This window comes from Devosia naphthalenivorans (genome assembly GCF_003056355.1).
Classification (GTDB): Bacteria; Pseudomonadota; Alphaproteobacteria; order Rhizobiales; family Devosiaceae; genus Devosia; species Devosia naphthalenivorans.
In genome coordinates this window covers 208,077-231,679 of sequence record NZ_PYVW01000001.1, presented here as the reverse complement: position 1 = coordinate 231,679, position 23,603 = coordinate 208,077, and the positions used below count along the sequence as shown (strand labels likewise).

The window sequence follows — 23,603 nt, the reverse complement described above, 5'->3', positions numbered from 1 at the left end:
TATAAATCTGCCAATAAAGCAAAGCGTTGTCATGGAAAACAACGCAAATGCGGACGCAGTGTTCATCAATCCGCTCATTCAAGCCCATCCGAGGGCCGGTGGCAGCAAACCTGCCACGCACCCGGTGGGCGACAGTCACATTGCGTAACTGTCAGATATTCTGTATGACGCGCGCAATCATTCCCACATCGGAAATTTACGCTCTCATGAGCCAAGCGCCAAAAATTGGCCTCGTCAGCCTCGGCTGCCCCAAAGCCCTTGTCGATAGCGAACGCATCATGTCCACGCTGCGCAGCCAAGGCTATTCGTTCAGCCGCGACTATGCCGGCGCCGATATCGTGCTCGTCAACACCTGCGGCTTCCTTGATTCAGCCAAGCAGGAATCGCTAGAAGCCATTGGCGAGGCGCTGAACGAAAACGGCCGTGTCATCGTCACCGGCTGCCTCGGTGTCGAGGAAGAGCTGATCCGCGCCACCCACCCGTCCGTGCTCGCCATTTCCGGCCCGCACCAGTACGAGAACGTGGTTTCGGCCGTGCATGAGCATCTGCCGCCCGTGCCGAACCGCTTCGTGGATCTGGTTCCCGAAACCGGCCTCAAGCTGACACCGCGCCATTATGCGTATTTGAAGATCTCCGAGGGCTGCAATAATCGCTGTTCCTTCTGCATCATCCCGCAGATCCGTGGCGATCTGGCTTCCCGCCCCGCCGCCGGCATTCTGGGTGAGGCCGAAGGGCTGATCCGTGGCGGCGTCAAGGAATTGCTGGTGATCAGCCAGGACACCAGCGCCTATGGCGTCGACATCAAATACGCCGAAAGCAATTATCGCGGCCGTCCCGTCAAGGCGAAGTTCTATGACCTTGCCAAGGAGCTGGGTCAGCTCGGCGCCTGGGTGCGCCTGCACTATGTTTACCCCTACCCTCATGTCGACCAAGTGATGGAGTTGATGGCGGACGGCCTCGTCCTGCCCTATCTCGACATTCCCTTCCAGCACGCCTCGCCCAAGGTCCTCAAGGCCATGCGCCGCCCCGCGCATCAGGAAAAGACGCTGAATCGGATTCTCGACTGGAAGCGCCAAGTCCCTGATCTGACTGTGCGTTCCAACTTCATCGTCGGCTTCCCCGGCGAAACCGAAGACGATTTCGAGATGATGCTCGACTTCATCGAGGAAGCCGAGATCGACCGTGCCGGCTGCTTCAAGTACGAGCCCGTAACCGGCGCACCCGCCAATGAACTCGAAGGCATCGTGCCAGACGATGTGGCGCAGGATCGTTGGGAACGGCTGATGGAAGTCGCCCAGAACGTCTCTGCGGGCCAGCTCGCCAAGAAGGTCGGCCGCACCATCCAGGTGCTCGTCGACGATGTCGAGCCCGAAGCCAACAAAGCCATCGCCCGCTCGAAGTGGGACGCGCCCGAAATCGACGGCCAGGTCATCGTCGCCAACGCAACCGGCATCAAGCCGGGCGACATGATCGACGTTCTGGTTACCGATAGCGACGAATACGATCTGTTCGCCGAGCCGGTGAAGGCGCTGAACTAAGGGCACGACCTCGTCCTTCGACGGGCTCAGGATGAGGTCTGCTGCGATCTCCGAGTAGACCTCATCGTGAGCCTGCCGAACCACGAGGACGTGCCAAAACAATTTCATTGGCAACTACTTGCCGAACCTTCCGGAATCAGCGCGCGAAACAAAATCTCGCGCGCTGCTCCTGCCGCGCAAAGGTGTTGCGGCCTTCCCAAGGCTTGTAAATTACTCGTCCAGCCCAGCACTTTGCCGCTGGACGCCGCGCCCGCCGCCATAGCATCACGCTTCCAACATCTCTTTCCTGTTGGATTTCCGCGTCAGATGAACAAGCTATTCGCCGCCGCCGCTGCTGCCATCGCACTTAGCGTCACGCCCGCCTTCGCCCAGCCAACCGACATCCTCAACGCGTCCTATGACATTGCGCGCGAGCTGTTCGAGGCTGAGAACGCCGCCTATGCGGCATCGGGCGCCGCCGATACCGTCAATCAGTCCCACGCCGGTTCGTCCGCCCAGGCCCGCGCGGTGCTGGAGGGCCTGCCGGCCGACGTCGTGACCTTCAATCAGGTCGTGGATATCGAAAAGCTGGTCGAAGGTGGCTTCGTCAGCGACGATTGGGCAACCGAGTTCCCCAACAACGCCTCCCCATTCTATTCCCTCCCCGCTTTCCTCGTCCGCGCCGGCAATCCCAAGGGCATCAGCGACTGGGGCGATCTGGCCGCCGAAGGCGTGCAGGTGATCTTCCCCAATCCCAAAACCTCCGGCAACGGCCGCTACACCTATCTCGCTGCCCGCGCCTGGGCGAACGAGGAATATGCCAACGACGAAGCCAAGGTCGAGGAATTCCTCACCAAGCTCTTCAACAACGTGCCGGTCTTTGAAACAGGTGGCCGCGCCGCCACCACCGCTTTCACCGAGCGCCAGTTGGGCGACGTGCTGATCACTTTCGAGGCGGAGGTTCTGGCCGTTCGCAAGCAGCTTGGTGAAGATCAGTACGAAGCCGTCGTCCCCTCGGTGAGCCTGCTTTCCGAGTTTCCGGTCGCCATCGTCGACAAGGTCGTGGACAACCGTGGCAGCCGCGACATCGCCAAGGCCTATCTCGATTTCCTCTTCACCACGGAGGGCCAGGAAGTCGCCGCCAGCAATTTCCACCGCGTCAATGACGAGGCGATTGCTGCCGCCCACGCAGCCGACTTCCCCGAAGTGCGCCTCGTGACTGCCGATGAAGCATTCGGCGGCTGGGCCAAGATCTCCGAAGAGCACTTCGCCGATGGCGGCCTGCTCGACAAGGTGTTCCTCAACCAATAGCCAAGACGCCGATCAATCGCCGTCACCGGGATTGTCCCGGTGATCGCGTGACAATGGATTGCCCGGACGAGCCGGGCAATAACGCTTGGCAGCGGGAGAATACATGGCACAGAGACGATCCAGGCACCTGCTTCCCGGCTTCGGGCTGACGCTTGGCGTCTCCATGCTTTACCTCACGATCATCATTGTCCTGCCGCTCATCGCCATGTTGCTCAAGGTGGGCGGCATGGGCTGGGAAGAGTTCTGGCGGATCGTCAGCTCCAATCGTTCGCTGGCCGCCTATCGCATCACGTTCAGTTCCGCGCTGATCGCCTCGATTTTCAATGGAATTTTTGGCCTGCTGCTGGCTTGGGTGCTCACCCGCTACAGTTTCCCGGGCAAGCGCATCCTCGATGCCCTCGTTGACCTGCCCTTTGCCCTGCCGACCGCGGTCGCGGGCCTGGTACTCGTCACGCTGTTTTCCGATACGGGCTGGTATGGCCAGTTTCTCGAGCCGAACGGGTTCAAGGTGAACTACACGCAGGCGGGCATCATCGTTGCCATGATTTTCACCTCAATTCCCTTCGTCGTCCGCACCGTCCAGCCTGTGCTCGAAGAGGTGCAGGTTGATCTGGAGGAGGCCGCCAGAACGCTGGGCGCGACCAATTGGCAGGTGTTCGCCCGTGTCATCTGGCCCACCATCCTGCCCGCCTTCATCGCCGGCTGCGTGCTGTCCTTTGCCCGTTCGCTGGGTGAGTTCGGCGCCGTGGTGTTCATCGCCGGCAATCTGCCGGGCCTCACCGAGATCGTTTCGCTGCTGATCTATATCCGGCTCGACGAATACAACTATGAGGGCGCCGCTGCCCTCGCCTTCATTCTCCTGCTCGTCGCCTTCGCGACCCTTGTGCTGACCAACGCCCTCGGCGCCTGGCAGGTCCGCTACGCCGACAGGAGACGCTGATGACCACAGCTACACGCTCTCCGGCAGAAATCACCCTGATCGCCTTGGCTTTTGTCCTCTCGGGCCTGATCCTGGTTGTGCCGCTGGTGCTCATCTTCGCCTTCGCACTACGCGAGGGTCTCGCCACCTATCTCACCAATATCCTCGAGCCCAACACGCTCCACGCCGTTGGCCTTACGGTGCTAACCGCAATCATCGTGGTCCCCATCAATATCGTCGTCGGGGTGTGCCTTGCCTGGCTGGTCACACGCTTTCGCTTTCCAGGCCGCCAGCTCATCATCACCACCATAGAACTGCCGGCCTCGGTCAGCCCGATCGTCGCTGGCGTGGTCTATCTCTTCCTTTATGGCGGACAGGGCCTGCTCGGGCCGGTTCTTCAGGCGGCCAACATCCAGCTGATGTTCACCGTCACCGCGATCATCCTTGTCAGCCTGTTCGTCACCGCCCCCTTTGTCGCCCGCGAGCTCATCCCGCTCATGCAGCAACAGGGCACCGAGGATGAAGAAGCTGCGCTATCCCTCGGAGCAAGCGGCTGGCAGATGTTCTGGCACGTGACCTTGCCCAATATCCGCTGGGCGATTCTCTATGGAGCGGTTCTCACCAATGCCCGCGTGATGGGCGAATTCGGCGCCGTCTCCGTAGTGTCCGGCTCGATCCGGGGCCAGACCAACACCCTGCCCCTGCAGATCACCCAGCTCTTCAATGACTTCAATGTCACCGGCGCCTTTGCCGCCGCAACCACGCTGGCGCTCATCGCCGTTCTGACATTGATCCTCAAGTCGAGCCTGGAAGGCCGCGGCTGGCGCTAGGCGCTCATTGCCGTCAACGGCACCGGCGCGTCCGCTGCCAGCGCGCTGTTTGCGGTATCGTTCATCGCCACGGCGAACATGGCGCCCATCACGTCCGATTGGGTCAACATGCCCACGACATGCCCGTTTTCATCGACCACGGGCAGATGGTGCAGCCCGGCATCGGCCATGAACGGCACGATCTGCGCAATTGGCGTTTCTGGGCGAGCCGCCTTCACCGGCGTGCTCATGATGTCTTCGACCCGCCCCTTGAGACGACGATCAGAATTGCCGATCGAGCGCAAACGCCAGCCCAGCCCGGAGCCGGTCGCCGACATGCCCCAGTCTGCCTTGTCCAGCAGATCGGTCTGCGTGAGGATGCCCACGAGCCTGTTATCCAGATCCACAACCGGCAGCGCCTTGATGTGGTGCTCCCGCAAGTGCCGCAGCGCTTCGCGCAAGCTGGTCTTGGGCCCCACCGACTGCACATCCCGGCTCATTATGGCGCCGCAATTGATCCCGGCCGAACGCCGTTCATAGGCACGCACTTCAGCACGGTGCAGAATGTCTTCCAGATCATCCGTCGCCACTGGCAGCACCAGGTCATATTGGGCCAGCACCGCTTGAATATCGTCTTGTGTCACGCCGAGCCGTCCTGTGGGCAGAGGATCCGCCGTCCGGTGCGGATTGCTGACCGCCGGCGCAAGATGCGGATAGCGCCGGCCCGTGAGATTGTTGAACAGCAATGCCACAGCCAGCAACAGAATCGAATTGACCATCACCGGCCAGATGACAAACCCGAAGCCGGTGCTCTGGATTGCCGGCCCGCCAAGCACAGCCGTGAGCGCCACGGCGCCACTGGGCGGATGCAGGCAGCGCAAAGCCATCATCACCGCAATGGCCAGACCAACAGCGACACCTGCCGCTACTACCGCATCGCCGATGTACCGGGCACAGAGCACCCCGATAAGCGCTGCAAGAGTGTTGCCGCCGATGATCGACCAAGGCTGCGCCAAGGGGCTTGTCGGAACCGCGAACAGCAGCACGGCCGATGCGCCCATGGGTGCAATCAGCAGCGGCACATCCGGGGAGTTGCCCAGCGCCAGGCTGGCTACCGCGCCCGTGGCCAACAGGCCGATCAATGCACCGAAAGACGCGCGAAAGCGCTCTCCCAGGCTGACGGGCGCCAAGCTGGGTACGAAACGTTTAATGAAGGGAAGAACGCTGGACATTTGCGGCGGTGTAGCAGGCCTGTTCGTCCCCGCCAACGCCGCCACTTGCGTCATTCGTTCGGCAAAAGAAATTTCCTTCCAAGGTTTTCGTCCGGCGCGCGTCAGGCTCCATTTTTAGTTTGCGAAGCGCCCCTTTTGCAGGCGCGGCGTTGCTCGCAAGATTTTGGGTTCCCGCCCAATAACGCGGTGGCAGTCGATTTTTAGCCTTGCGGCATGGCCGCGGCTCATATGTGTTGTGCGCTCTATGGCCGCCCGCATGGAATCCAGATGACGCTTCCACAAACTTTCGCCTTTCTGGTCATCGGCGCCATGATGGTCGCTTTTATCATGGGCCGCTGGCGCTACGATCTTGTGGCGGTAGGCGCACTGCTTGCAGCCATGGCGCTCGGCGTCGTTTCGCCAGCCGACGCTTTCAGCGGTTTCTCCGACGATATCGTCATCATTGTGGGTAGTGCCCTGGTGGTGAGTGCTGCCGTTTCCCGCTCGGGCATCATGGAGCTTGCCATCCGGCGCTTCGCGCCAAATCTGAGCGGCCCCCGCGCCCAATTGATCCTGCTTGTGGTCACCGTCACCGTGCTTAGCGCCTTCGTCAAAAACATCGGCGCGCTGGCGATCATGATGCCCATCGCGTTTCAGATGGCGCGCAAATCGGGGGTATCTCCGTCGCTGTTCCTGATGCCGATGTCCTTCGGCTCGCTGCTGGGCGGCCTGATGACCCAGGTGGGTACCTCGCCTAACATCATCGTCTCGCGCGTCAGGGAGGAGCTGTCGGGCGAGCCCTTCACCATGTTCGACTACACGCCAACGGGCGTCGCACTCTCCATCGCAGGGGTCATTTTCCTCGCCCTTTGCTACCGCCTCCTGCCGGTTCGCCAGCGCGAAGAAACCGGCATGGAAAAGGCCATCGAAATCAAGAACTACACCACCGAAGCCAGGGTGGCCGATGATTCTTCGGCCATAGGGCGCACCATCGGCGAGTTGCAGGCAGCCGCCGATGGCCTTGCCATGGTCACCAGTATCGTGGGTGCCAATGGGCGCCGCCGCACGCCCCTTCCCGACGCCAAGCTTCGCGCCGGCGATATTCTCCTCGTCGAAGGCTCACCCGAAGCGCTGGACAATATGGTTTCGCAAGGCGGGCTATCTTTTAGCGAACGGCGCGGCGCGGCGACCCAGGACGCGGCCGACATCGGCACCATCGAAGCGGTCATCGGGGAAAGCTCGGGCCTGATCGGCGCAACGGCGAAGGAGTTGACGCTGTTCGACCGCACCGGGCTCAACCTCCTGGCGGTCAGCCGTCGTGACGAGCGCTTCACCGAGCGCCTCGGGCAGATTCGCTTCCAGAACGGCGACGTCATCCTGCTCCAGGGCCATCTCAAGCGCCTGCCCGAACTCCTGCGCGAATGGGACTGCCTGCCCTTGATCGAGCGTGGCCTCAGGCTTGGCAATGTGCGCAGCGGGTTGATCCCCATCGGCATCCTGCTGGTTGCCATGGCCGCCACCGCTATTGGCCTTGTGCCTGTGGCAGCCGCCTTCTTTGCGGCAGCCGTCGCCATGGTCGTCAGCCGTTCGCTGCCGCTGCGCGAAGTCTACAATCAGCTCGACGCGCCGATTCTCATCATGCTCGCCTGCCTGATCCCGGTGTCCGATTCGTTGCGCTCCACCGGCGGCACCGAACTGATCGCTAGCTGGCTCTCCACCACTGCCAGCACCTTGCCCGGCTGGGGCGCGCTGGCCCTCATCATGGTTGCGGCCATGGCGGTCACGCCCTTTCTCAACAACGCCGCAACCGTGTTGGTGATGGCCCCCATTGCGGCGAGCTTTGCCACGTCCCTCGGCTACGCTCCCGAAGCGTTCCTATTGGCCGTAGCAATCGGCGCAGGCTGCGACTTCCTCACCCCGATCGGTCACCAGTGCAACACCCTGGTCATGGGTCCCGGAGGCTACAAGTTCGGTGACTACTGGCGCTTGGGCGCTCCGTTGTCGCTGATCGTGGTGCTGGTCGGCGTGCCCACGCTGATGGTCGTCTGGCCATTCTGAGCGCCATGCACACAAGGCACACCATCACCCTGCCCAACAGACCGCCGCTGGTGCTGGGTAAAAGACCTCTGCTCCTGGCGATGCTGGAGGAGCCAAGCCCGAATCAAGTTTGGAACTTGCTCGCGCAAGACGCTGATATGATTCAACTATCCACGGGCGTCGCGCCAATGCCCGTGCAGCAAGAGCTGGACCGGATTATTCCGCTGCTGGACGAGATGATCGCCGCCGGCATTACCGCGCCCATCGCGATAGCAACAACAAACCCGCTGGTTGCCGATCAGGCCATCCAGTCCGGCGCCAGTCTCATCGTAGATCTGGACAACCTCGCAGGCGCACCGGAAATGGCTGAGATCGCCGCCCTGCATCAGGTGCCGGTCATCGCACGCGCCAGCGCGCTAGCCATCGCTCGCGCCAAGGCCGCTGACATCCAGCTCATCCTGGATTTTGGCCAAACACTGGCCGAGGGGACCGGCTACCCTATTCTCGTCGGCCCCATGCTCCCGCAAGCCGCAATCTCAGCCTACCGCGCGGGCGCCCACATCCTACGCGTTGACGATCTCATCGCCATTACGACACACTTTCAGGATGCTTCATGGTGAGCCTGTCGAACCACGAGGCCGAGTGAATGGACGCGGCGGAGGCTCATTAACTCCGCAGCGCATCCAGCACGGCAACCGCCGTATCGAACTCCACGCGCCGCTTGGCACGACGCTCGGCGGCTTCCTCGTCCTCGCCCCACTGGCTGATCTGGTAATCCTCATCGACATGCGCCGCCGCCCAGACCTGGTCCGGGGTAAACAGCTTGTGCCATAACCCGATTGCCAGCACCCCGGAGCCCGTCAGACCCGTCGCCGACACCAGCGCCGTCAGCACGAACAAATTCTCTCCCACCAGCGCCTCGGCCAGCCGGTCCAGCGTCGATTGTGGTTGTGGCTGGTGGATTATGCCCATGGTGGGCGCAAAGCTCACCCCGAAATGCCGCGCCACCGTCACCAGCGCCTTGTCCCACTGCAGTTCCTGCTCGGACACCAGCTCCTGCGGTCCCTCGGCCCGATAGAGCAGCAGGTCACCGCCGACGAACTTGATGATCTCGTCGCGAAACGCAGGGATCATCTCCTCCCCGCTTTCTACGGCCGAATTGATCAGCCGCACCATCGGCATGGTCGCCGGATCAATGAATTCGCCCTGCGCCGCCCACTCGGCAGCCATGGCCGTGGCAATCGGCGCCGCCGGCACAATGACAGTGAGTTTCTTGCCCGGCGTCCGCACGGGCCGCCCGTCCAGCGTCACCACAAACCCGCCCTCGAACGGGCCCGCCGCCACCTCCTTGTAGAACCGCTTCGGCAGTTCGACCTTGTTGAGGTGCTGCGCCCGGCCGTAGCCGTCGTTCAGGTGCTTCTGGATATCATCGAGCTGGTCGCGCATATTCTTACTCCACCAGCCGGGCTATGGCGCCATCCAGCTGGTCATATTGATCGATCATCGTGGCGGCACCGGCCGCGATCAACTCGCGCGGATCGTGGTAGCCCCACGTTACCCCGATGGTCTGGCACCTTGCCGCCACGCCCATCTCGATGTCGAATGTCGTATCGCCGATCATCACAGTCCGCTCCGGCGTAGCGCCGGTCTCCCGCATGGCCGTCTCCAGCATGCCGGGATGCGGCTTGCTGGGGTTGTGGTCAGGCGTCTGCAATGTGCTGAAATGGCCGGCAATGCCGTGCAGTTCCAGAATGCGATGCACCCCGTTGAGCCCCTTGCCCGTGGCAATGCCCAGCACAATTTCATCGCGCCGGCTGAGCCGGTCCAGCGCATCGCGCGCGCCGGGATATAGCCCCTCGCGCCCGGCGTCGGTCAGCAGCGAGGCGCGATAATGCGACTTGTAGGTGTCGACCAATTGCTCGACCAGAACCGCGTCATCGGTTTGCGCCAATCGCGCCATGGCCACGGGTAGCGACAGCCCGATCACCCGCCGCGACTGCTCCGGGGTCGGAGCCGCAAGCCCCGCACTCTGAAACGTCGCCGCCATGTGCTCGGTGATGAGCGCCTGCGTGTCGATCAGGGTCCCATCCATGTCGAACATGACGAGGATCATTTGCCGTCCTCGGGGTCACCGCCCACATCATAGCGGTCGGGGTCGAACCCCAGCGTTTCAAAGCTCGCGCGCATATGTGGCGGCAGGGGCGCGGAGATATCGATGCGCTTGCCACCGCGCAGGGGAATCGCCAGCCTGCGGGCATGCAGGTGCAGCCCTTCGCTCAAGCCCGGCGCGCCCTGCCAGTTCTCGATGTTGAAATAGCGCGGGTCGCCGATGATCGGCGTGCCAAGCTGGGCCATGTGCACGCGCAACTGGTGCGTGCGCCCGGTCACCGGCTTCAGCGTCACCCAGGCGAAGCGCCGGCTGGCCGTATCGGTTGTGGAATAATAGCTGGTGGAATGCTGCGCTCCCGGCGTGCCGTTCTTGACGACCACCATCTGCTCGCCGTCGGCCGTGCTTTGCCGCGCTAGGAAGCACGAAATTTCGCCCTGCTGCGGGTGCGGATTGCCGGCCACCACCGCCCAATAGATCTTGCGGGCAGAGCGCGACCGGAACACGGTACCGAAATGGCTGGCCGCCGCCTTGGTCTTGGCCACCACAAGGCACCCGGACGTATCGCGGTCCAGTCGGTGCACCAGCCGCGGCGCCTCGCCCTTGCTGTTGGGCAGGCTCTTGAGCATGCCATCCAGATGCCGCACCGTGCCGCTGCCGCCCTGCACCGCCAGCCCATGCGGCTTGTTGAAGACATAGATGTCTTCGTCTTCGTATAGAATGAGGCTGCGCAGGAATTGCGCATCATCATCGTTCACGCGCACCGGCTTGGGGGTACCCGGATCGTCGATGGGAGGAATACGCACGGTCTGCCCCGGCGACAGGCGGGTGCTTGTCGTCACCTTGGCCTTGTCGACCTTGATCTCGCCATTGCGGATCAGTTTCTGCAGCCGCCCAAAGCCAAGCTGCGGGAAATGGGTGGCGAACCAGCGATCGAGACGCATCCCGTCTTCATCGCCACTTACCTGCCGCTGTTGAACGCCACTCATGCTACGCCTCGGGTCACCAAAAGTCCGAGATAAAGCCCTACGAGGCAAACCACAACCGACAACAGCACATAGGCGCCAGCCATAAGCAGGTTTCCCCGCTCGATCAGCGCGATCGTATCCAGCGAGAAGGAGGAGAAAGTGGTGAACCCGCCCAGCACGCCGACTGCAACGAACAATCGGGCTTCGTTCTGCCAGGCAGGGAGGAAGCGGGCCATTAGGCCGATAAAGACGCCCATGGCCAGTGAGCCGAGAACATTGACCAGCAGCGTGGCCAGCGGAAACGACATCGACCACAGGCGGCCGACAATGCTGCCAAACCCATGACGGGCCATTGCACCGATGGCGCCACCAGCGCCGACAAGCAGGAAGGAATACACTTTATACTTTCTCAGCCATCACCAGGTCACTCCACCCTCACCCATCGGCCGCATTTCCCAACCCACCGCGTCATTCCTCCTATCACCGCGTCATTCCCGCGGAAGCGGGAATGACGCGGTAGATGGAACAAGCTCACCCCTTCTTTTCCATCCGCAGTCGCGCGAAATAATCCATCCGCTTGCGCAGGTCCCGCTCGAAGCCACGTTCCACCGGCTGGTAAAAGCTCTGCCGCCCGATCTTCTCCGGGAAATACTCCTGACCGGAAAACGCCTCGGGCGTGTCATGGTCATAGACATAACCCTCGCCATAGCCAGAGCCCTTCATCAGCTTGGTCGGGGCATTGAGGATTACCATGGGCGGCATGGGTGAGCCCGTCGCCTTGGCTACGCTGACCGCCCCTTTATACGCCGTGTAGACAGCGTTGGATTTGGGCGCGAGCGCCAGGTACACCACCACCTGCGCCAGCGCCAGCTCACCCTCGGGCGAGCCCAACATCTGGTAAGCGTCGCGCGCTGCCACGGCCTGCGGCAGCGCCGCAGGATCAGCCAGCCCGATATCCTCTACCGCCATGCGGATCAGCCGGCGCGCGAGAAACAGCGGGTCTTCGCCGGCATCCAGCATGCGTGCAAAATAATAGAGGGCGGCGTCCGGATCGGACCCGCGGATCGTCTTGTGCAGCGCCGAGATAAGGTTGTAGTGCCCGTCCTGCGCCTTGTCGTAGATCGGTGCCCGCCGCTGCACCACGGTCAGCAGTCCGGCGGCGTCAAGCGTCTCGTCGGCCTTGGCCGAAGCCAGCACCTCTTCAACCAGTCCCAGCAAGGCGCGCCCGTCGCCATCGGCCAGTGTCAGCAGAGTCTGCCGCGCCTCGGCGTCCAGCGGCAGCGTCGCCCCGGTCAGCGCCTCGGCCCGCTCCACCAGCTTTTCCAAGTCTTCGAGCCCCAGGGACTCGAAACGCAGCACCTGGCTTCGTGACAGCAGAGCGGCATTGAGTTCGAAGGATGGATTCTCGGTCGTGGCGCCCACCAGCACCACGGTGCCATCCTCCATCACCGGCAGGAACCCGTCCTGCTGCGCCCGATTGAAACGGTGGATCTCGTCGACGAAAAGCAACGTCTTGTGCCCGCTCAAGCGCTCGAATCGCGCCTTCTCGAACACCTTCTTGAGGTCCGCGACGCCGGAGAATACCGCTGAAATTTGCTCGAACCGATACCCGATCTGGTCCGCCAGCAACCGCGCCACTGTCGTCTTGCCCGTTCCGGGCGGGCCCCACAGAATGAGAGACCCAAGCCGTCCGCTGGCGATCATCCGCCGCAAGGTCCCATCGGGTCCCAGCAAATGCGTCTGCCCAATCACCTCATCAAGCGATCGCGGCCGCAACTGGTCAGCCAGCGGTCGCGCGCGGTCATTCTCATCGGTATCAGCAGCAAACAGATCGGACATGAGTATTATCTAGCCGATGACGCCGGGAACAACCAGCCACCGCCAGCGCATTGCCACGCCCTCGAACCAGGGGGCGTGCCCCCTACCCGCTCACGACGCTCCGCATCACGCGCCCGCCACGTTGCAGAATGATCTGCCACATCCGTACTCGCTGCGAAGCCATTTCCGAGAACGCCGACGCTGTTTCCATCGCCACATCATTGAGCGACAGGATGATATCATCCACCTGCAAACCCATCTCCGCGGCGGGTGAGCCTGGTTCCACTGCGGTCACGATCACCCCTTTTGCGTCATATGGCAGCCCTTTGCTCTCGGCCAGGGCGGCATCCATCTGGCGCACGCTGGTTCCCGCAAACCGCGAATTGCCCGTTATAACGGCAATCATATCGCTGCCCGCAACAGGCGCCGCCTCCACGGTGAATGTCACCGTTTCGCTCGTTCCACCACGCCAGCGCTCCAACTGTGTCGTCTGCCCAATCGGTTTGGTCGCCAGCCGGAAATTGAACGCGCTCGGATCATCCACCGCCACGCCATCGACCGACAGAACGACGTCGCCCGACCGGAACCCGGCTCGCTCAGCGGGCCCGTCCGGCGCCACTTCGGTGATCAAAGCCCCATGCGGCGCCGCGATCCCCAGGCTAGCGGCAATATCGGAATTCACCGCCTGCATCTTGGCGCCGAACCAGGGTCGCACGATCTCCCCGCCGCTGATGCCCGCTTCTGCGACAAGCCGCGCCATATTGGCGGGAATCGCAAAGCCGATGCCCACCGAACCGCCGGTCTGCGAATAGATGGCCGTATTGATCCCCACCAAATTGCCATCGAGATCGACCAGCGCACCTCCCGAATTGCCCGGATTGATTGCCGCGTCGGTCTGGATGAAGAACTCGTAATCCGAGCTCTCCACCCCGGTTCGCGCCAGTGCCGAGACGATGCCGCTGGTTACCGTCTGGCCAACGCCGAACGGATTGCCGATGGCCAGCACGAGGTCCCCCACCAGCAGAGAATCCGAATCCGCAAATCGGATCGCCGGGAAATTGGCATTGCCGGGATCGCGAACGCGCAGCACCGCCAGATCGGTCTGCTCGTCTTCGATCACCACATCCACCGCGAACTCACGCCCATCCGACAGTGCAATCCGCACATCCGTCGCGCCCTCGATCACATGCCGGTTGGTGAGGATGACCCCACCGGCATCCACGATAACGCCTGAGCCGAGTGATTGGGACTCGCGTGGCCGGCTGCGAAATCGCCCCTCGCCGAAAAAGCGCGAAAAGAACGGGTCGTTCGCAAACGGCGACACCGCCTGCTGCTCGATCCGGGTCGCGTAAACATTGACGACCGATGGCGAGGCCGCTTGCACGACGGGCGCGAAGCTGAGCCGCATTTCGCTATCGCTTTGCGGGACGATGCGGTTTTCGATGGAGGGAGGTGCCGCAGGCGTTTCGACCTGCGCCAGGCTCGGTGCGTTCCACGGCGAAAACGCGACCGTGCCGCCCACGGCCAAACCGACCACGGCAACACTCGCCAGCAGCAGCGCACGCAAAGACATTGAACCAACCTCCGGAACCAGCGTTGAAACCGAGCCAAACGCCCGGATTCTGTCACCAAAATGGCGTCACGCCCGTGACGCAAATGCCAGTCAAATAAACGTTTGCACCGGGGGTTCCCTCGCCCTATATGCAGCGTTTCTTTTCCCGCACTTTCAAGTCCCGAAAGGCCAGTCGTCCATGACCACCGAGCCGAAGCACGTTTACCCGAACACCTCCGCGCTGATTGCAGCGGAAGCCCCCGATTTTCCGGCTTTTCTGTTCTCCGAACGTGAGTTTCACAAGGCCGTCAAGGTCTTCCGGAAGGGCTTTGATGGGCTGCTGACCTATGCCGTCAAGTGCAACCCATCGCCACACATCATCGCGCAGCTGCATCAAGAAGGTTTGAAGGCATTCGACGTCGCCTCCAACCGGGAAATGGAGTTGGTGCGCGACTTCGCCCCCGGCGCGGTCATGCACTACAACAACCCGATCAAGAACAAGCGCGAGATCGAGCGCGCCTATGAAGAATTCGGCGTCCGCTCCTTCACCATCGACCATCCCCAGCAGCTAGACCAGCTCGCCGCCGTGGTTTCACCCAGCCGCGATGTCGAAGTCACCACCCGTTTCAAGGCCGGCAAGGCGCTGAAATCCTATGATTTCGGCATCAAGTTCGGCGTCATGGAACAGGGCGCGGCCGAAATCGTGACCGCCGTCGAGAAGATGGGCTACACGCCCAGCCTCTGCTTCCACGTCGGATCGCAGTGCGAAGACGCCTACGCCTATGAGCGCCACATCGCCGCAGCCGCCCGCATCGTTGACGAAGCGGGCATCGAGCTGAAACGCCTCAATATCGGCGGCGGCTACCCGGCCCCGTACCCGACCAGCGAAGCCCCGCCGATGGACTACTACTTCGAGACCATCGCGACCGCCGTCAACGATCACTTCGGCGAAAAGCGCAAGCCCGAACTCATCATCGAGCCCGGCCGCGCGCTCGTCACGTCCTCCACCTCGCTGCTGCTGCGCGTCAAGCACCAACGCGGCGGCCAATCGGTTTATGTCAATGACGGCGCCTATGGATCGCTGATGGAAGTTAAATTCATGCACTTCACGCCGCCGGTCCGCGTCTGGCGCGGCCCGCGCGTGCATGACAACGACGCTGAGTTCTCCGAGTTCACCATCTGGGGCCCGACCTGCGACAGCTACGACGTACTGCCCCAGGTGTTCACCCTGCCCGCCGACATCGATGAAGACGACTGGATCGAATTCGGCCTGATGGGCGCCTACACCCAGGCATCGCTTACCCCCTTCAATGGCTTCGACCGCCGCGACCAGTATTGGGTCGAGGAGATCTACACCGGCAAGGACCAGCAGCCCGAATAGGCCTGCCGCCCGGCTCACAAGCAATACCAATCCCCGCCACGGCGGGGATTTTTGTCTCTCCAACAAAGGACCCGCCTGCCCACTACGCTTTTCCACCCCGATCCTTCAAACCATATATCGGAACTGAAAATGCAGACCTTTCCACCTCTTGAGAACCTCGGCCGCCGCATCGTCATCATGGGGCCGACCAATTCCGGCAAGTCGACGCTGGCCGTCGCCCTCGGCAAAAAGCTCGACATTCCTGCCGTTCATCTCGACCAGCTACGACATTTGCCCCACACAAATTGGGAGCAACGACCAGATGCCGAGTTCGCCGCCTTGCACGACGAAGCCATCATGACGCCTGCATGGGTGATGGATGGTGGCTATTCAAAGCTGGCGCCGCAGCGGTTTGAGCGGGCCACAGCTATCGTTGTTGTCACTGACAATCTCGTCACGCGTTATCGGCGCTATTTCAGGCGCAGCCTGTTCCAGAAGGTGCGGGCTGGCGCCCTGGATGGCGGGCAGGACGGAGTCCGATGGGAGATGGTGAGCTGGCTGTGGAAGACCCGGAACTCGGCCCGCAAGTACCGCGATGTGGCGCGAAGAACCGGCCTGCCGCACGTGTTTGTGAACGGTGGACGGGAGCTCAATCGGCTTTATGCCGCGTGGAATCTGGAGCCGGTACACCGAACTGCCAATTTGTAGGCAGACTGTCGGCGTTTACCGGGCCAATTGCCCCATCACGACATTCGGCGCTAACCTGAGCACAAGTCGAGAGGAACGATGTGCCCGAAACGATGATGAAGTGGCCGCGCCGCCGCCGCGTCGCGGTGATCTTGATCGGCCCGCTTTGCATGGGCCTGGGCGTGACGCTGCTCTGGGGCGCGGTGTCCTGACCATGGGCTGGGACGCGCTTGCACAATGGGGCGGCGGTGCCGTCCGCATCGAGCCGCTGTCGGGTGGCGTCGCCAACGATGTCTGGAGCGTGCGCGTCAACGGGCGCCTCGCGGTAGCCCGGCTGGGCACCAGGAGCCACGCCGATCTGGCCTGGGAGACCGGGCTGCTCCAATATCTTGATCGCGCGGGCCTGACCGTGCCGGTGCCGATCCCCACCACGGACGGCCGGCTGTTCGCCGATGGCCTAGTAGTGATGCGCTATCTGGAAGGCGGACCGCCCGAAACCGAGGCGGACTGGCGCCGCGTTGCCGACACATTGCGTGAACTGCATCGATTGACGCAAACCTGGCCGCAGCGGCCGGGCTGGCGATCTTCGACCGATCTCCTGCACGTCGAAACTGGAACGAGGATCAATCTTGCCACCATGCCGCCTGAAGGCGTTGCGCGCTGCCGGGCAGCCTGGGTCCGGCTCGTAGGGCGTCCGACATGCGTCGTCCACGGCAACCCCACCAACCCGGGCAATATCCGCATGACCGCGGATCGGGTTGCGCTGATCGATTGGGACGAGTCGCATGTCGACGCCCCTGATCTTGATCTGGCACTGCCCCACAATGCCGCCAATCTCGATGACGTCGCGCATGACATCGCCGCGCAAGCGTCCGCTGCGTGGGAAGCCGCCGTCTGTTGGAAGGACGATTACGCCGTCCAGCGGCTCGCCGACGTTCGAGCGGTCTGAGCAAACGAAAAGGCGGCCCGCGTCATCAAACGCGGACCGCCTTAAATCTTGAACCGAATGTCGCTTACGCGGCTTCGGACTCGTCTTCGTCACGGAACTGCACCGGGCCGCTGTCCTGGCCCTTGGCGTTGACATCACGATCAACGAATTCGATCACGGCCATCGGGGCATTGTCGCCATAACGGAAACCAGCCTTCATGATGCGGATATAGCCGCCCTGGCGTTCCTTGTAGCGCGGGCCGAGCACTGCGAACAGCTTGGCCACCTGGCCCTCGTCGCGCACCTGGGCAATGGCCTGGCGGCGAGCATGCAGATCGCCACGCTTGCCGAGCGTGATCAGCTTCTCGACGATCGGACGCAAATCCTTCGCCTTGGGCAGGGTGGTAACGATCTGCTCGTGCTTGATCAGCGCGGCGGACATGTTGGCGAACATTGCCTTGCGGTGGCTGGCAGTCCGGTTGAGTTTGCGGCCTGAATTACCGTGGCGCATGGTAGTCTCCTAAGGGGCTTGGCAGCGCCAGATCAATAATGATCTTCGTAGCGCTTGGCGAGGTCATCGATATTCTCGGGTGGCCAGTTGTTGACGTCCATTCCGAGATGAAGCCCCATTTGTGCCAGGACTTCCTTGATTTCATTGAGCGACTTGCGGCCGAAGTTCGGCGTCCGCAACATCTCGGCTTCCGTCTTCTGGATCAGGTCGCCGATATAAACGATGTTGTCGTTCTTGAGGCAGTTTGCCGAGCGAACCGACAGCTCGAGCTCGTCGACCTTCTTGAGCAGCGCCGGGTTGAAGGCGAGTTCAGGAACCGAATCCTGGGCCTTTTCCTTGCTGGGCTCTTCGAAGTTGACGAACACCGACAGCTGGTCCTGCAGGATACGCGCGGCATAAGCCACGGCATCTTCCGGCGACACGGCGCCGTTGGTTTCCACCTGAAGGGTCAGCTTGTCCTTGTCCAGGCTTTCGCCCGCACGGGTCGCATCGACCTTGTAGCTCACGCGGCGAACCGGGGAAAACAGCGAGTCGACCGGGATATAGCCGATCGGTGCGTCTTCCGGACGGTTCTTGTCGGCGGCAACGTAACCCTTGCCGGTATCGACGGTGAACTCGATGTTGATCTCGGCGCCATCATCGAGATGGCAGATAACGAGTTCAGGGTTCAAGACTTCGATATCGCCGGTGACCTTGATGTCGCCAGCGGTCACCGAACCCGGACCCTGCTTGGAGAGTGCCAGACGCTTCGGGCCCTCACCGCCCATCTTCAACGCGATTTCCTTCACGTTGAGGACCAGATCGGTGATGTCTTCCCGCACGCCCGGAAGCGAGGAGAATTCATGCAGGATGCCGTCAATCTGGATTGCGGTCACTGCCGCGCCCTGGAGCGACGACAGCAGCACGCGACGCAGGGCGTTACCAAGGGTAAGCCCGTAACCGCGCTCAAGCGGCTCGGCAACTACCGAGGCCACGCGCGCGTTGTCGCTGCCCGAAACAATCTCCAGCTTGGTCGGCTTGATCAGTTCTTGCCAGTTCCTCTGGATCGTCACGGTTATGTCCTTTCAAAATCGCGGCCCCAGCCCGAGCCGCTCCGCCGCAAACGCAATAAGACTCCCGGCCACCAAGGGCCGGGAGCTCTTCAATTCGCCTGACTTAGACGCGGCGCCGCTTGCGTGGGCGGCAGCCATTGTGCGGAATCGAGGTAACGTCACGGATCGAGGTAACGTTGAAGCCAGCCGCCTGCAGCGCGCGGAGCGCCGATTCACGGCCCGAACCTGGGCCACGCACTTCGACCTCGAGGGTCTTCATGCCATGTTCCTGGGCCTTCTTGGCAGCGTCTTCAGCAGCAACCTGGGCAGCATACGGGGTCGACTTGCGCGAGCCCTTGAAACCCATGACACCCGAGCTGGACCACGAAATCGTGTTGCCCTGCATATCGGCAATGGTGACCATGGTGTTGTTGAACGAGGCATTCACGTGGGCAACGCCCGACGTGATGTTCTTGCGTTCCTTGCGCTTGACGCGCGCGGTTTCAGTCTTAGCCATCTATATCCTCTATACGATATCAGCGCTGCCGTTAGCCATCCGGCCCCGGCAGCTACATCGAAGAACCCGAGAAGCGGGTTCTTACTTCTTCTTGCCGGCGATCGGCTTTGCCGGACCCTTGCGGGTACGAGCATTGGTGTGGGTGCGCTGACCACGAACAGGCAGGCCACGACGGTGGCGCAGGCCACGATAGTTGCCCAGATCCATCAGGCGCTTGATGTTCATCGCAACGTTGCGGCGAAGATCACCTTCCACGACGTAATCGCGGTCAATGGCTTCACGGATCAAAATCACTTCGGCGTCGGTCAGTTCGTTGACGCGGCGCTCGGCAGGAATGTTTGCCTTTTCAGTGATATCCTTGGCGAACTTCTCGCCAATCCCGTGGATATACTGCAACGCGATGATCACGCGCTTATTGGTCGGGATATTGACGCCAGCAATACGAGCCACGTCTGCTCTCCTTCGTTCAACACGGTAACCATCACGGCCCGTGCCGTTTAAACAACAAGGGACCGGATTTCGACCCCCAACTTCTGTGAGGAACCGAATCCAGCCCAATAATCTTTGAGACTGATCCGGTTCTTTAAGGGCTCGATTCCGCAGAGTCAACCGCGAAGTCAAGCCTCATTCTATTGCGCGATCGCCGCCTGGATGGCAGCTGTCACGCGCTCGACTGGCTCCATGCCGTCGACAGTCTTGAGCAGACCCTTGCTCTGGTAGTACGCGACCAGCGGAGCTGTCTGGTCCTGATAGACGCCAAGCCGCTTGCGCAGCACGTCTTCGTTGTCATCGGCACGAGCACCGCCCGATTCCTTCGCCCGCTGAATGACCCGGCGAACGAGTTCATCGGCATCGGCCTTGATCTCGACCACGGCGTCGAGTTTGACGCCCTTTTCGTCGAGCATTTCGTCGAGTGCCTCCGCCTGCGCAATGGTCCGGGGAAAGCCGTCGAGGATAAACCCCGGCTTGCAATCCTCGGCATCCAGACGCTCGGAGACAATGCCGTTGACGATGACGTCGGACACCAGATCTCCACGGTCCACGATTGCCTTCGCCTCGAGCCCGAGCGGCGTGCGCGCGGCAATTGCCGCCCGCAGGATGTCACCGGTGGAGAGCTGGGGAATGCCGTAAGCTTCAACCAGAATCTTGGCCTGCGTCCCCTTCCCCGCTCCTGGCGGTCCGAGCAGTATCAACCTCATCGACGCTTGCCTCCTCCAAGACGGGATTTCTTGACCAGTCCCTCATATTGCTGGGCGATCAGATGGCTCTGGATCTGGCTAACCGTATCCAGCGTCACCGTCACCATGATCAGCAGCGAGGTGCCGCCGATGAACTGGCTCACTGCCAGCTGGCTGAACATCACTTCGGGGATCAAAGCTACGACCGTCAGGTAGATTGCGCCGATCACCGTGATGCGAGTCAGCACGTAGTCGATGTGGGCAGCCGTGCGTTCACCCGGGCGAATGCCAGGAATAAAGCCACCCGAGCGCTTCAGGTTATCGGCTGTCTCCTGCGGGTTGAAGACGATCGCCGTATAGAAGAAAGCGAAGAAGATAGTCAGGCCGCCATAGACGAACAGATAAAGCGGCTGGCCGCGGCCCAGCAGTGCCGTAACCGTCTGCAGCCATTCCGAGCCCGTACCCTGTGCGGTAAACGAAGCCACCGTGGCCGGCAGCAACAGCAGCGACGACGCAAAAATCACCGGGATGACGCCCGACGTATTGAGCTTGAGCGGCAGATGCGAGCTGTCGCCCTGGAACATCTTGTTGCCGACCTGGCGCTTCGGATACTGGATAAGCAGGCGCCGCTGCGCTCGCTCGAAGAACACGATGATGGCGATCACCGCGAGCCCCATCAACAAGATTCCGAAGGCGGCAAAGCCCGGAATAGCGCCGGTGCGGCTGAGTTCGAGCGTCTGCACGATGGTGGTCGGCAGGTTGGCGACGATGCCGGCAAAAATGATCAACGAAATACCGTTACCGACGCCACGGGCGGTGATCTGCTCGCCCAGCCACATCAGCAGCATCGTGCCGCCTACCAGGGTGATAACCGTGGAAATGCGGAAGAACCAACCTGGATCGAGCACGACGCCCTGGCTCGCCTCGAGACCAACGGCAATGCCATAGGCCTGGATGGCGCAGAACAGCACCGTCAGATAGCGTGTGTACTGGTTCATCTTGCGACGGCCAGCCTCACCCTCTTTCTTGAGGGCTTCCAGGCGCGGCGAAGCAGTGGTGATCACCTGCACCACGATGGATGCGGTAATGTAGGGAATGACGTTCAGTGCGAAGATCGCCATGCGCTCGACGGCGCCACCGGAAAACATGTTGAACATGCCGATGATGCCCTGCTGCGACTGTTCGAAAGTCGCGCGGAACGCATCCGGATCGATCCCCGGGACCGGGATGAAGGTCCCCAGACGATAGACAAGCAGCGCGCCTAGTGTGAACCAGATGCGCTGTTGCAGGGCTTTCGCCTTGGAAAATGTCGAGAAATTGAGATTACGTGCCAGCTGTTCGGCTGCGGACGCCATTATTCGCTCCCTATGGCTTTTGGGCCTGGTGCGCTCGGAGCGCTTCGGGACGCAGATGCATCTGCCCCACTAACGCAACAAACCAAAAGCGCACCCAACCACGCGGTCGGATGCGCCAAGCCGATGATTAACCGGCGTATGGAGTCTTCTTCCACGGCTCCTTGGCCGGGATGAGATCAACCTTGCCACCAGCAGCTTCGATAGCCGCAAGCGCGCCCTTGGTCGCATAGTTCACGTTGAAGGTCACCTTCTTGGAGATGAAGCCCTCGGAGCCAATCAGACGCACGCCGTCCTTGGGACGACGGATCACGCGGGCAGCGATCAGCGCTGCAGCATCGATCACAGCCTTCGGATCGAGCTTGCCGGCGTCGATATAGGCCTGCAGGCGGTCAATGCGCACTTCGTTCCAGTTGCCTGGGTTCAGTGCATTGAAGCCGCGCTTTGGCATACGCATGTGAAGGGGCATCTGGCCGCCTTCGAAGCCGTTGATGGCAACGCCCGAGCGCGCCGTCTGGCCCTTGCCGCCACGACCACCGGTCTTGCCCTTGCCCGAACCGATACCACGACCGATACGCATGCGGGTTTTATTGGCGCCGGGATTATCCCGGAGTTCATTCAAACGGGTCATTTGATCGACCTTCCCTCTTACTCGCCAACGACGCGGACGAGGTGCGGGAGCTTGTTGATCATGCCGCGAACTTCGGGCGTATCGATCAGCTCGCGCTGCTTGTTCATCTTGTTGAGCCCGAGCCCGATAAGGGTCGCGCGCTGCACCTTGTCGCGGCGGATCGGCGAACCGATCTGCTGCACGGTGATCATTTTCTTCTCAGCCATGATTTATCTCCTGACCTCGGGCAATCAAGCTTCGACTGCAGTCTCGCCGCGGCGAGCCTGGAGTTCCGAAACCTTGAGGCCGCGGCGGGATGCAACCGAGCGAGGGCTGTCGACGCGCTTGAGCGCATCAAAAGTTGCCCGCACCATGTTGTATGGGTTAGCAGTGCCCTGCGACTTGGCAACGATATCGTTGATGCCAAGCGTTTCGAACACGGCGCGCATCGGACCGCCGGCGATGATTCCGGTACCGGGAACGGCTGCACGCAGGATGACCTTGCCGGCGCCGTGGCGACCCTGCACGTCGTGGTGCAGCGTACGCGCATCGCGCAGCGGCACGCGGATCATGGTGCGCTTTGCCGCTTCGGTGGCCTTGCGGATGGCTTCCGGCACTTCACGGGCCTTGCCGTGACCAAAGCCAACGCGGCCTTTCTGGTCGCCAACAACGACGAGTGCGGCAAAACCGAAACGACGGCCGCCCTTGACCACCTTGGCCACGCGGTTGATGTGGACCAGGCGATCGACGAATTCGCTGTCGCGTTCTTGAACGTCTCTGCTCATAATGTTTCTTTCCTTGTCCGTGCCTAGAACTGCAGGCCGCCCTCACGGGCAGCGTCTGCAAGGGCCTTCACACGGCCATGATAGATATACGACCCACGGTCGAACACGACCTCGGCCACACCGGCCTTGGTGCCACGCTCGGCGATCAGCTTGCCGATAACGGCAGCTGCTTCAGCCGAACCACCGTTCTTGACGGTAGCCTTGACGTCCTTGTCGAGGGTGGACGCAGCGGCCAGCGTACGGCCGTTCGCGTCGTCGATAATCTGGGCGTAGATATTCTTGTCCGAACGGAAAACCGACAGACGGGGACGACCGAAGGCACGAGCCTTGAGCGCCTTGCGGACACGAGCCTTGCGGCGTTCCGCACCTTTTGCACTGATAGCCATAGGTGGCGC

The 23,603-nt window shown here is 61.8% G+C and carries 26 protein-coding genes; 9 read left to right on the top strand and 17 right to left on the bottom strand.

Annotated elements, in window-relative coordinates:
* The first annotated feature begins 206 nt into the window (after positions 1–206).
* The 4 genes from rimO to cysW all read left to right on the top strand — a co-directional run bounded on the left by rimO (position 207) and on the right by cysW (position 4,577).
* The gene (rimO, locus tag C8264_RS01240; RefSeq protein ID WP_245892886.1) at positions 207–1,538 is read left to right on the top strand and encodes a 30S ribosomal protein S12 methylthiotransferase RimO; all 1,332 of its coding nucleotides are present in this window, start codon (positions 207–209) and stop codon (positions 1,536–1,538) included.
* A gap of 306 nt (positions 1,539–1,844) precedes the next feature.
* Complete coding sequence (locus C8264_RS01235) at positions 1,845–2,828, top strand: sulfate ABC transporter substrate-binding protein (RefSeq protein WP_108459127.1); 984 nt, start codon at positions 1,845–1,847, stop codon at positions 2,826–2,828.
* Between the two features lie 103 nt (positions 2,829–2,931).
* Positions 2,932–3,768 carry a sulfate ABC transporter permease subunit CysT gene (gene cysT, locus C8264_RS01230; RefSeq protein ID WP_108459126.1) on the top strand — a complete coding sequence of 279 codons (837 nt, stop codon included), beginning with the start codon at positions 2,932–2,934 and terminating at the stop codon, positions 3,766–3,768.
* Positions 3,768–4,577 carry a sulfate ABC transporter permease subunit CysW gene (cysW, locus tag C8264_RS01225; protein ID WP_108459125.1) on the top strand — a complete coding sequence of 270 codons (810 nt, stop codon included), beginning with the start codon at positions 3,768–3,770 and terminating at the stop codon, positions 4,575–4,577. Before cysT ends, cysW begins: the two co-directional genes overlap by 1 nt.
* Here the strand turns inward: cysW and C8264_RS01220 are convergent.
* Positions 4,574–5,788, bottom strand: coding sequence for an HPP family protein (locus C8264_RS01220; protein WP_108459124.1), 1,215 nt, complete (start codon positions 5,786–5,788; stop codon positions 4,574–4,576). The two genes, cysW and C8264_RS01220, sit on opposite strands and share 4 nt — an antisense overlap.
* A gap of 267 nt (positions 5,789–6,055) precedes the next feature.
* Here C8264_RS01220 and C8264_RS01215 point away from each other — a divergent pair, with 267 nt between their 5' ends.
* Both C8264_RS01215 and C8264_RS01210 read left to right on the top strand, forming a co-directional pair.
* Entirely contained in the window at positions 6,056–7,825 is a 1,770-nt protein-coding gene (locus tag C8264_RS01215; protein WP_108459123.1) for an SLC13 family permease, read from the top strand.
* Between the two features lie 137 nt (positions 7,826–7,962).
* Positions 7,963–8,424 carry a dihydropteroate synthase gene (locus C8264_RS01210; protein WP_162783396.1) on the top strand — a complete coding sequence of 154 codons (462 nt, stop codon included), beginning with the start codon at positions 7,963–7,965 and terminating at the stop codon, positions 8,422–8,424.
* A 46-nt stretch (positions 8,425–8,470) separates the two neighbouring features.
* Here the strand turns inward: C8264_RS01210 and C8264_RS01205 are convergent, their stop codons facing one another.
* The 6 genes from C8264_RS01205 to C8264_RS01180 form a co-directional block, all read right to left on the bottom strand.
* Positions 8,471–9,250, bottom strand: a complete 780-nt coding sequence (locus C8264_RS01205) for an ATP12 family chaperone protein (protein WP_108459121.1) — start codon at positions 9,248–9,250, stop codon at positions 8,471–8,473.
* A gap of 4 nt (positions 9,251–9,254) precedes the next feature.
* Positions 9,255–9,917 (bottom strand): HAD family hydrolase, encoded by a 663-nt coding sequence (locus C8264_RS01200; RefSeq protein WP_108459120.1) that lies wholly within the window; start codon positions 9,915–9,917, stop codon positions 9,255–9,257.
* Positions 9,914–10,900 carry an RluA family pseudouridine synthase gene (locus C8264_RS01195; RefSeq protein WP_108459119.1) on the bottom strand — a complete coding sequence of 329 codons (987 nt, stop codon included), beginning with the start codon at positions 10,898–10,900 and terminating at the stop codon, positions 9,914–9,916. The genes C8264_RS01200 and C8264_RS01195 overlap by 4 nt, the downstream gene beginning before the upstream one ends.
* Positions 10,897–11,277 (bottom strand): fluoride efflux transporter CrcB, encoded by a 381-nt coding sequence (gene crcB / locus C8264_RS01190; protein WP_108459118.1) that lies wholly within the window; start codon positions 11,275–11,277, stop codon positions 10,897–10,899. The genes C8264_RS01195 and crcB overlap by 4 nt, the downstream gene beginning before the upstream one ends.
* 133 nt (positions 11,278–11,410) lie before the next feature.
* Positions 11,411–12,718: a replication-associated recombination protein A gene (locus C8264_RS01185; protein WP_108459117.1), complete on the bottom strand. Its 1,308-nt coding sequence runs from the start codon at positions 12,716–12,718 to the stop codon at positions 11,411–11,413.
* An 82-nt stretch (positions 12,719–12,800) separates the two neighbouring features.
* A complete protein-coding gene (locus C8264_RS01180; protein ID WP_108459116.1) occupies positions 12,801–14,270 on the bottom strand; it encodes a DegQ family serine endoprotease in 1,470 nt (489 codons plus the stop codon).
* A gap of 178 nt (positions 14,271–14,448) precedes the next feature.
* Here C8264_RS01180 and C8264_RS01175 point away from each other — a divergent pair, with 178 nt between their 5' ends.
* The 3 genes from C8264_RS01175 (at position 14,449) to C8264_RS01165 (ending at position 17,245) form a co-directional block, all read left to right on the top strand.
* Positions 14,449–15,630: a type III PLP-dependent enzyme domain-containing protein gene (locus tag C8264_RS01175; RefSeq protein WP_108459115.1), complete on the top strand. Its 1,182-nt coding sequence runs from the start codon at positions 14,449–14,451 to the stop codon at positions 15,628–15,630.
* 129 nt (positions 15,631–15,759) lie between these two features.
* Positions 15,760–16,317 (top strand): AAA family ATPase, encoded by a 558-nt coding sequence (locus C8264_RS01170; RefSeq protein ID WP_108459114.1) that lies wholly within the window; start codon positions 15,760–15,762, stop codon positions 16,315–16,317.
* 193 nt (positions 16,318–16,510) lie between these two features.
* A complete protein-coding gene (locus C8264_RS01165; protein ID WP_108459113.1) occupies positions 16,511–17,245 on the top strand; it encodes a phosphotransferase enzyme family protein in 735 nt (244 codons plus the stop codon).
* A 64-nt stretch (positions 17,246–17,309) separates the two neighbouring features.
* Here the strand turns inward: C8264_RS01165 and rplQ are convergent, their stop codons facing one another.
* From rplQ to rplR, 10 genes are all read right to left on the bottom strand, one after another.
* Positions 17,310–17,735: a 50S ribosomal protein L17 gene (rplQ, locus tag C8264_RS01160; protein ID WP_108459112.1), complete on the bottom strand. Its 426-nt coding sequence runs from the start codon at positions 17,733–17,735 to the stop codon at positions 17,310–17,312.
* A gap of 32 nt (positions 17,736–17,767) precedes the next feature.
* The gene (locus C8264_RS01155) at positions 17,768–18,793 is read right to left on the bottom strand and encodes a DNA-directed RNA polymerase subunit alpha (protein WP_245892913.1); all 1,026 of its coding nucleotides are present in this window, start codon (positions 18,791–18,793) and stop codon (positions 17,768–17,770) included.
* Positions 18,794–18,890: 97 nt separating this feature from the next.
* On the bottom strand, positions 18,891–19,283 hold the full coding sequence (rpsK, locus tag C8264_RS01150) for a 30S ribosomal protein S11 (protein WP_108459110.1): 393 nt from the start codon (positions 19,281–19,283) through the stop codon (positions 18,891–18,893).
* A gap of 81 nt (positions 19,284–19,364) precedes the next feature.
* Positions 19,365–19,733: a 30S ribosomal protein S13 gene (gene rpsM, locus C8264_RS01145; RefSeq protein WP_035102654.1), complete on the bottom strand. Its 369-nt coding sequence runs from the start codon at positions 19,731–19,733 to the stop codon at positions 19,365–19,367.
* Between the two features lie 179 nt (positions 19,734–19,912).
* A complete protein-coding gene (locus tag C8264_RS01140; RefSeq protein ID WP_108459109.1) occupies positions 19,913–20,482 on the bottom strand; it encodes an adenylate kinase in 570 nt (189 codons plus the stop codon).
* Positions 20,479–21,816, bottom strand: a complete 1,338-nt coding sequence (secY, locus tag C8264_RS01135; protein WP_108459108.1) for a preprotein translocase subunit SecY — start codon at positions 21,814–21,816, stop codon at positions 20,479–20,481. Before secY ends, C8264_RS01140 begins: the two co-directional genes overlap by 4 nt.
* Positions 21,817–21,943: 127 nt before the next feature.
* A complete protein-coding gene (gene rplO / locus C8264_RS01130; protein WP_108459107.1) occupies positions 21,944–22,444 on the bottom strand; it encodes a 50S ribosomal protein L15 in 501 nt (166 codons plus the stop codon).
* A 17-nt stretch (positions 22,445–22,461) separates the two neighbouring features.
* On the bottom strand, positions 22,462–22,650 hold the full coding sequence (rpmD, locus tag C8264_RS01125; RefSeq protein ID WP_108459106.1) for a 50S ribosomal protein L30: 189 nt from the start codon (positions 22,648–22,650) through the stop codon (positions 22,462–22,464).
* Between the two features lie 24 nt (positions 22,651–22,674).
* Positions 22,675–23,208 carry a 30S ribosomal protein S5 gene (rpsE, locus tag C8264_RS01120; protein WP_046172883.1) on the bottom strand — a complete coding sequence of 178 codons (534 nt, stop codon included), beginning with the start codon at positions 23,206–23,208 and terminating at the stop codon, positions 22,675–22,677.
* A gap of 23 nt (positions 23,209–23,231) precedes the next feature.
* Positions 23,232–23,594 (bottom strand): 50S ribosomal protein L18, encoded by a 363-nt coding sequence (gene rplR / locus C8264_RS01115; RefSeq protein WP_108459105.1) that lies wholly within the window; start codon positions 23,592–23,594, stop codon positions 23,232–23,234.
* Positions 23,595–23,603: the final 9 nt, after the last annotated feature.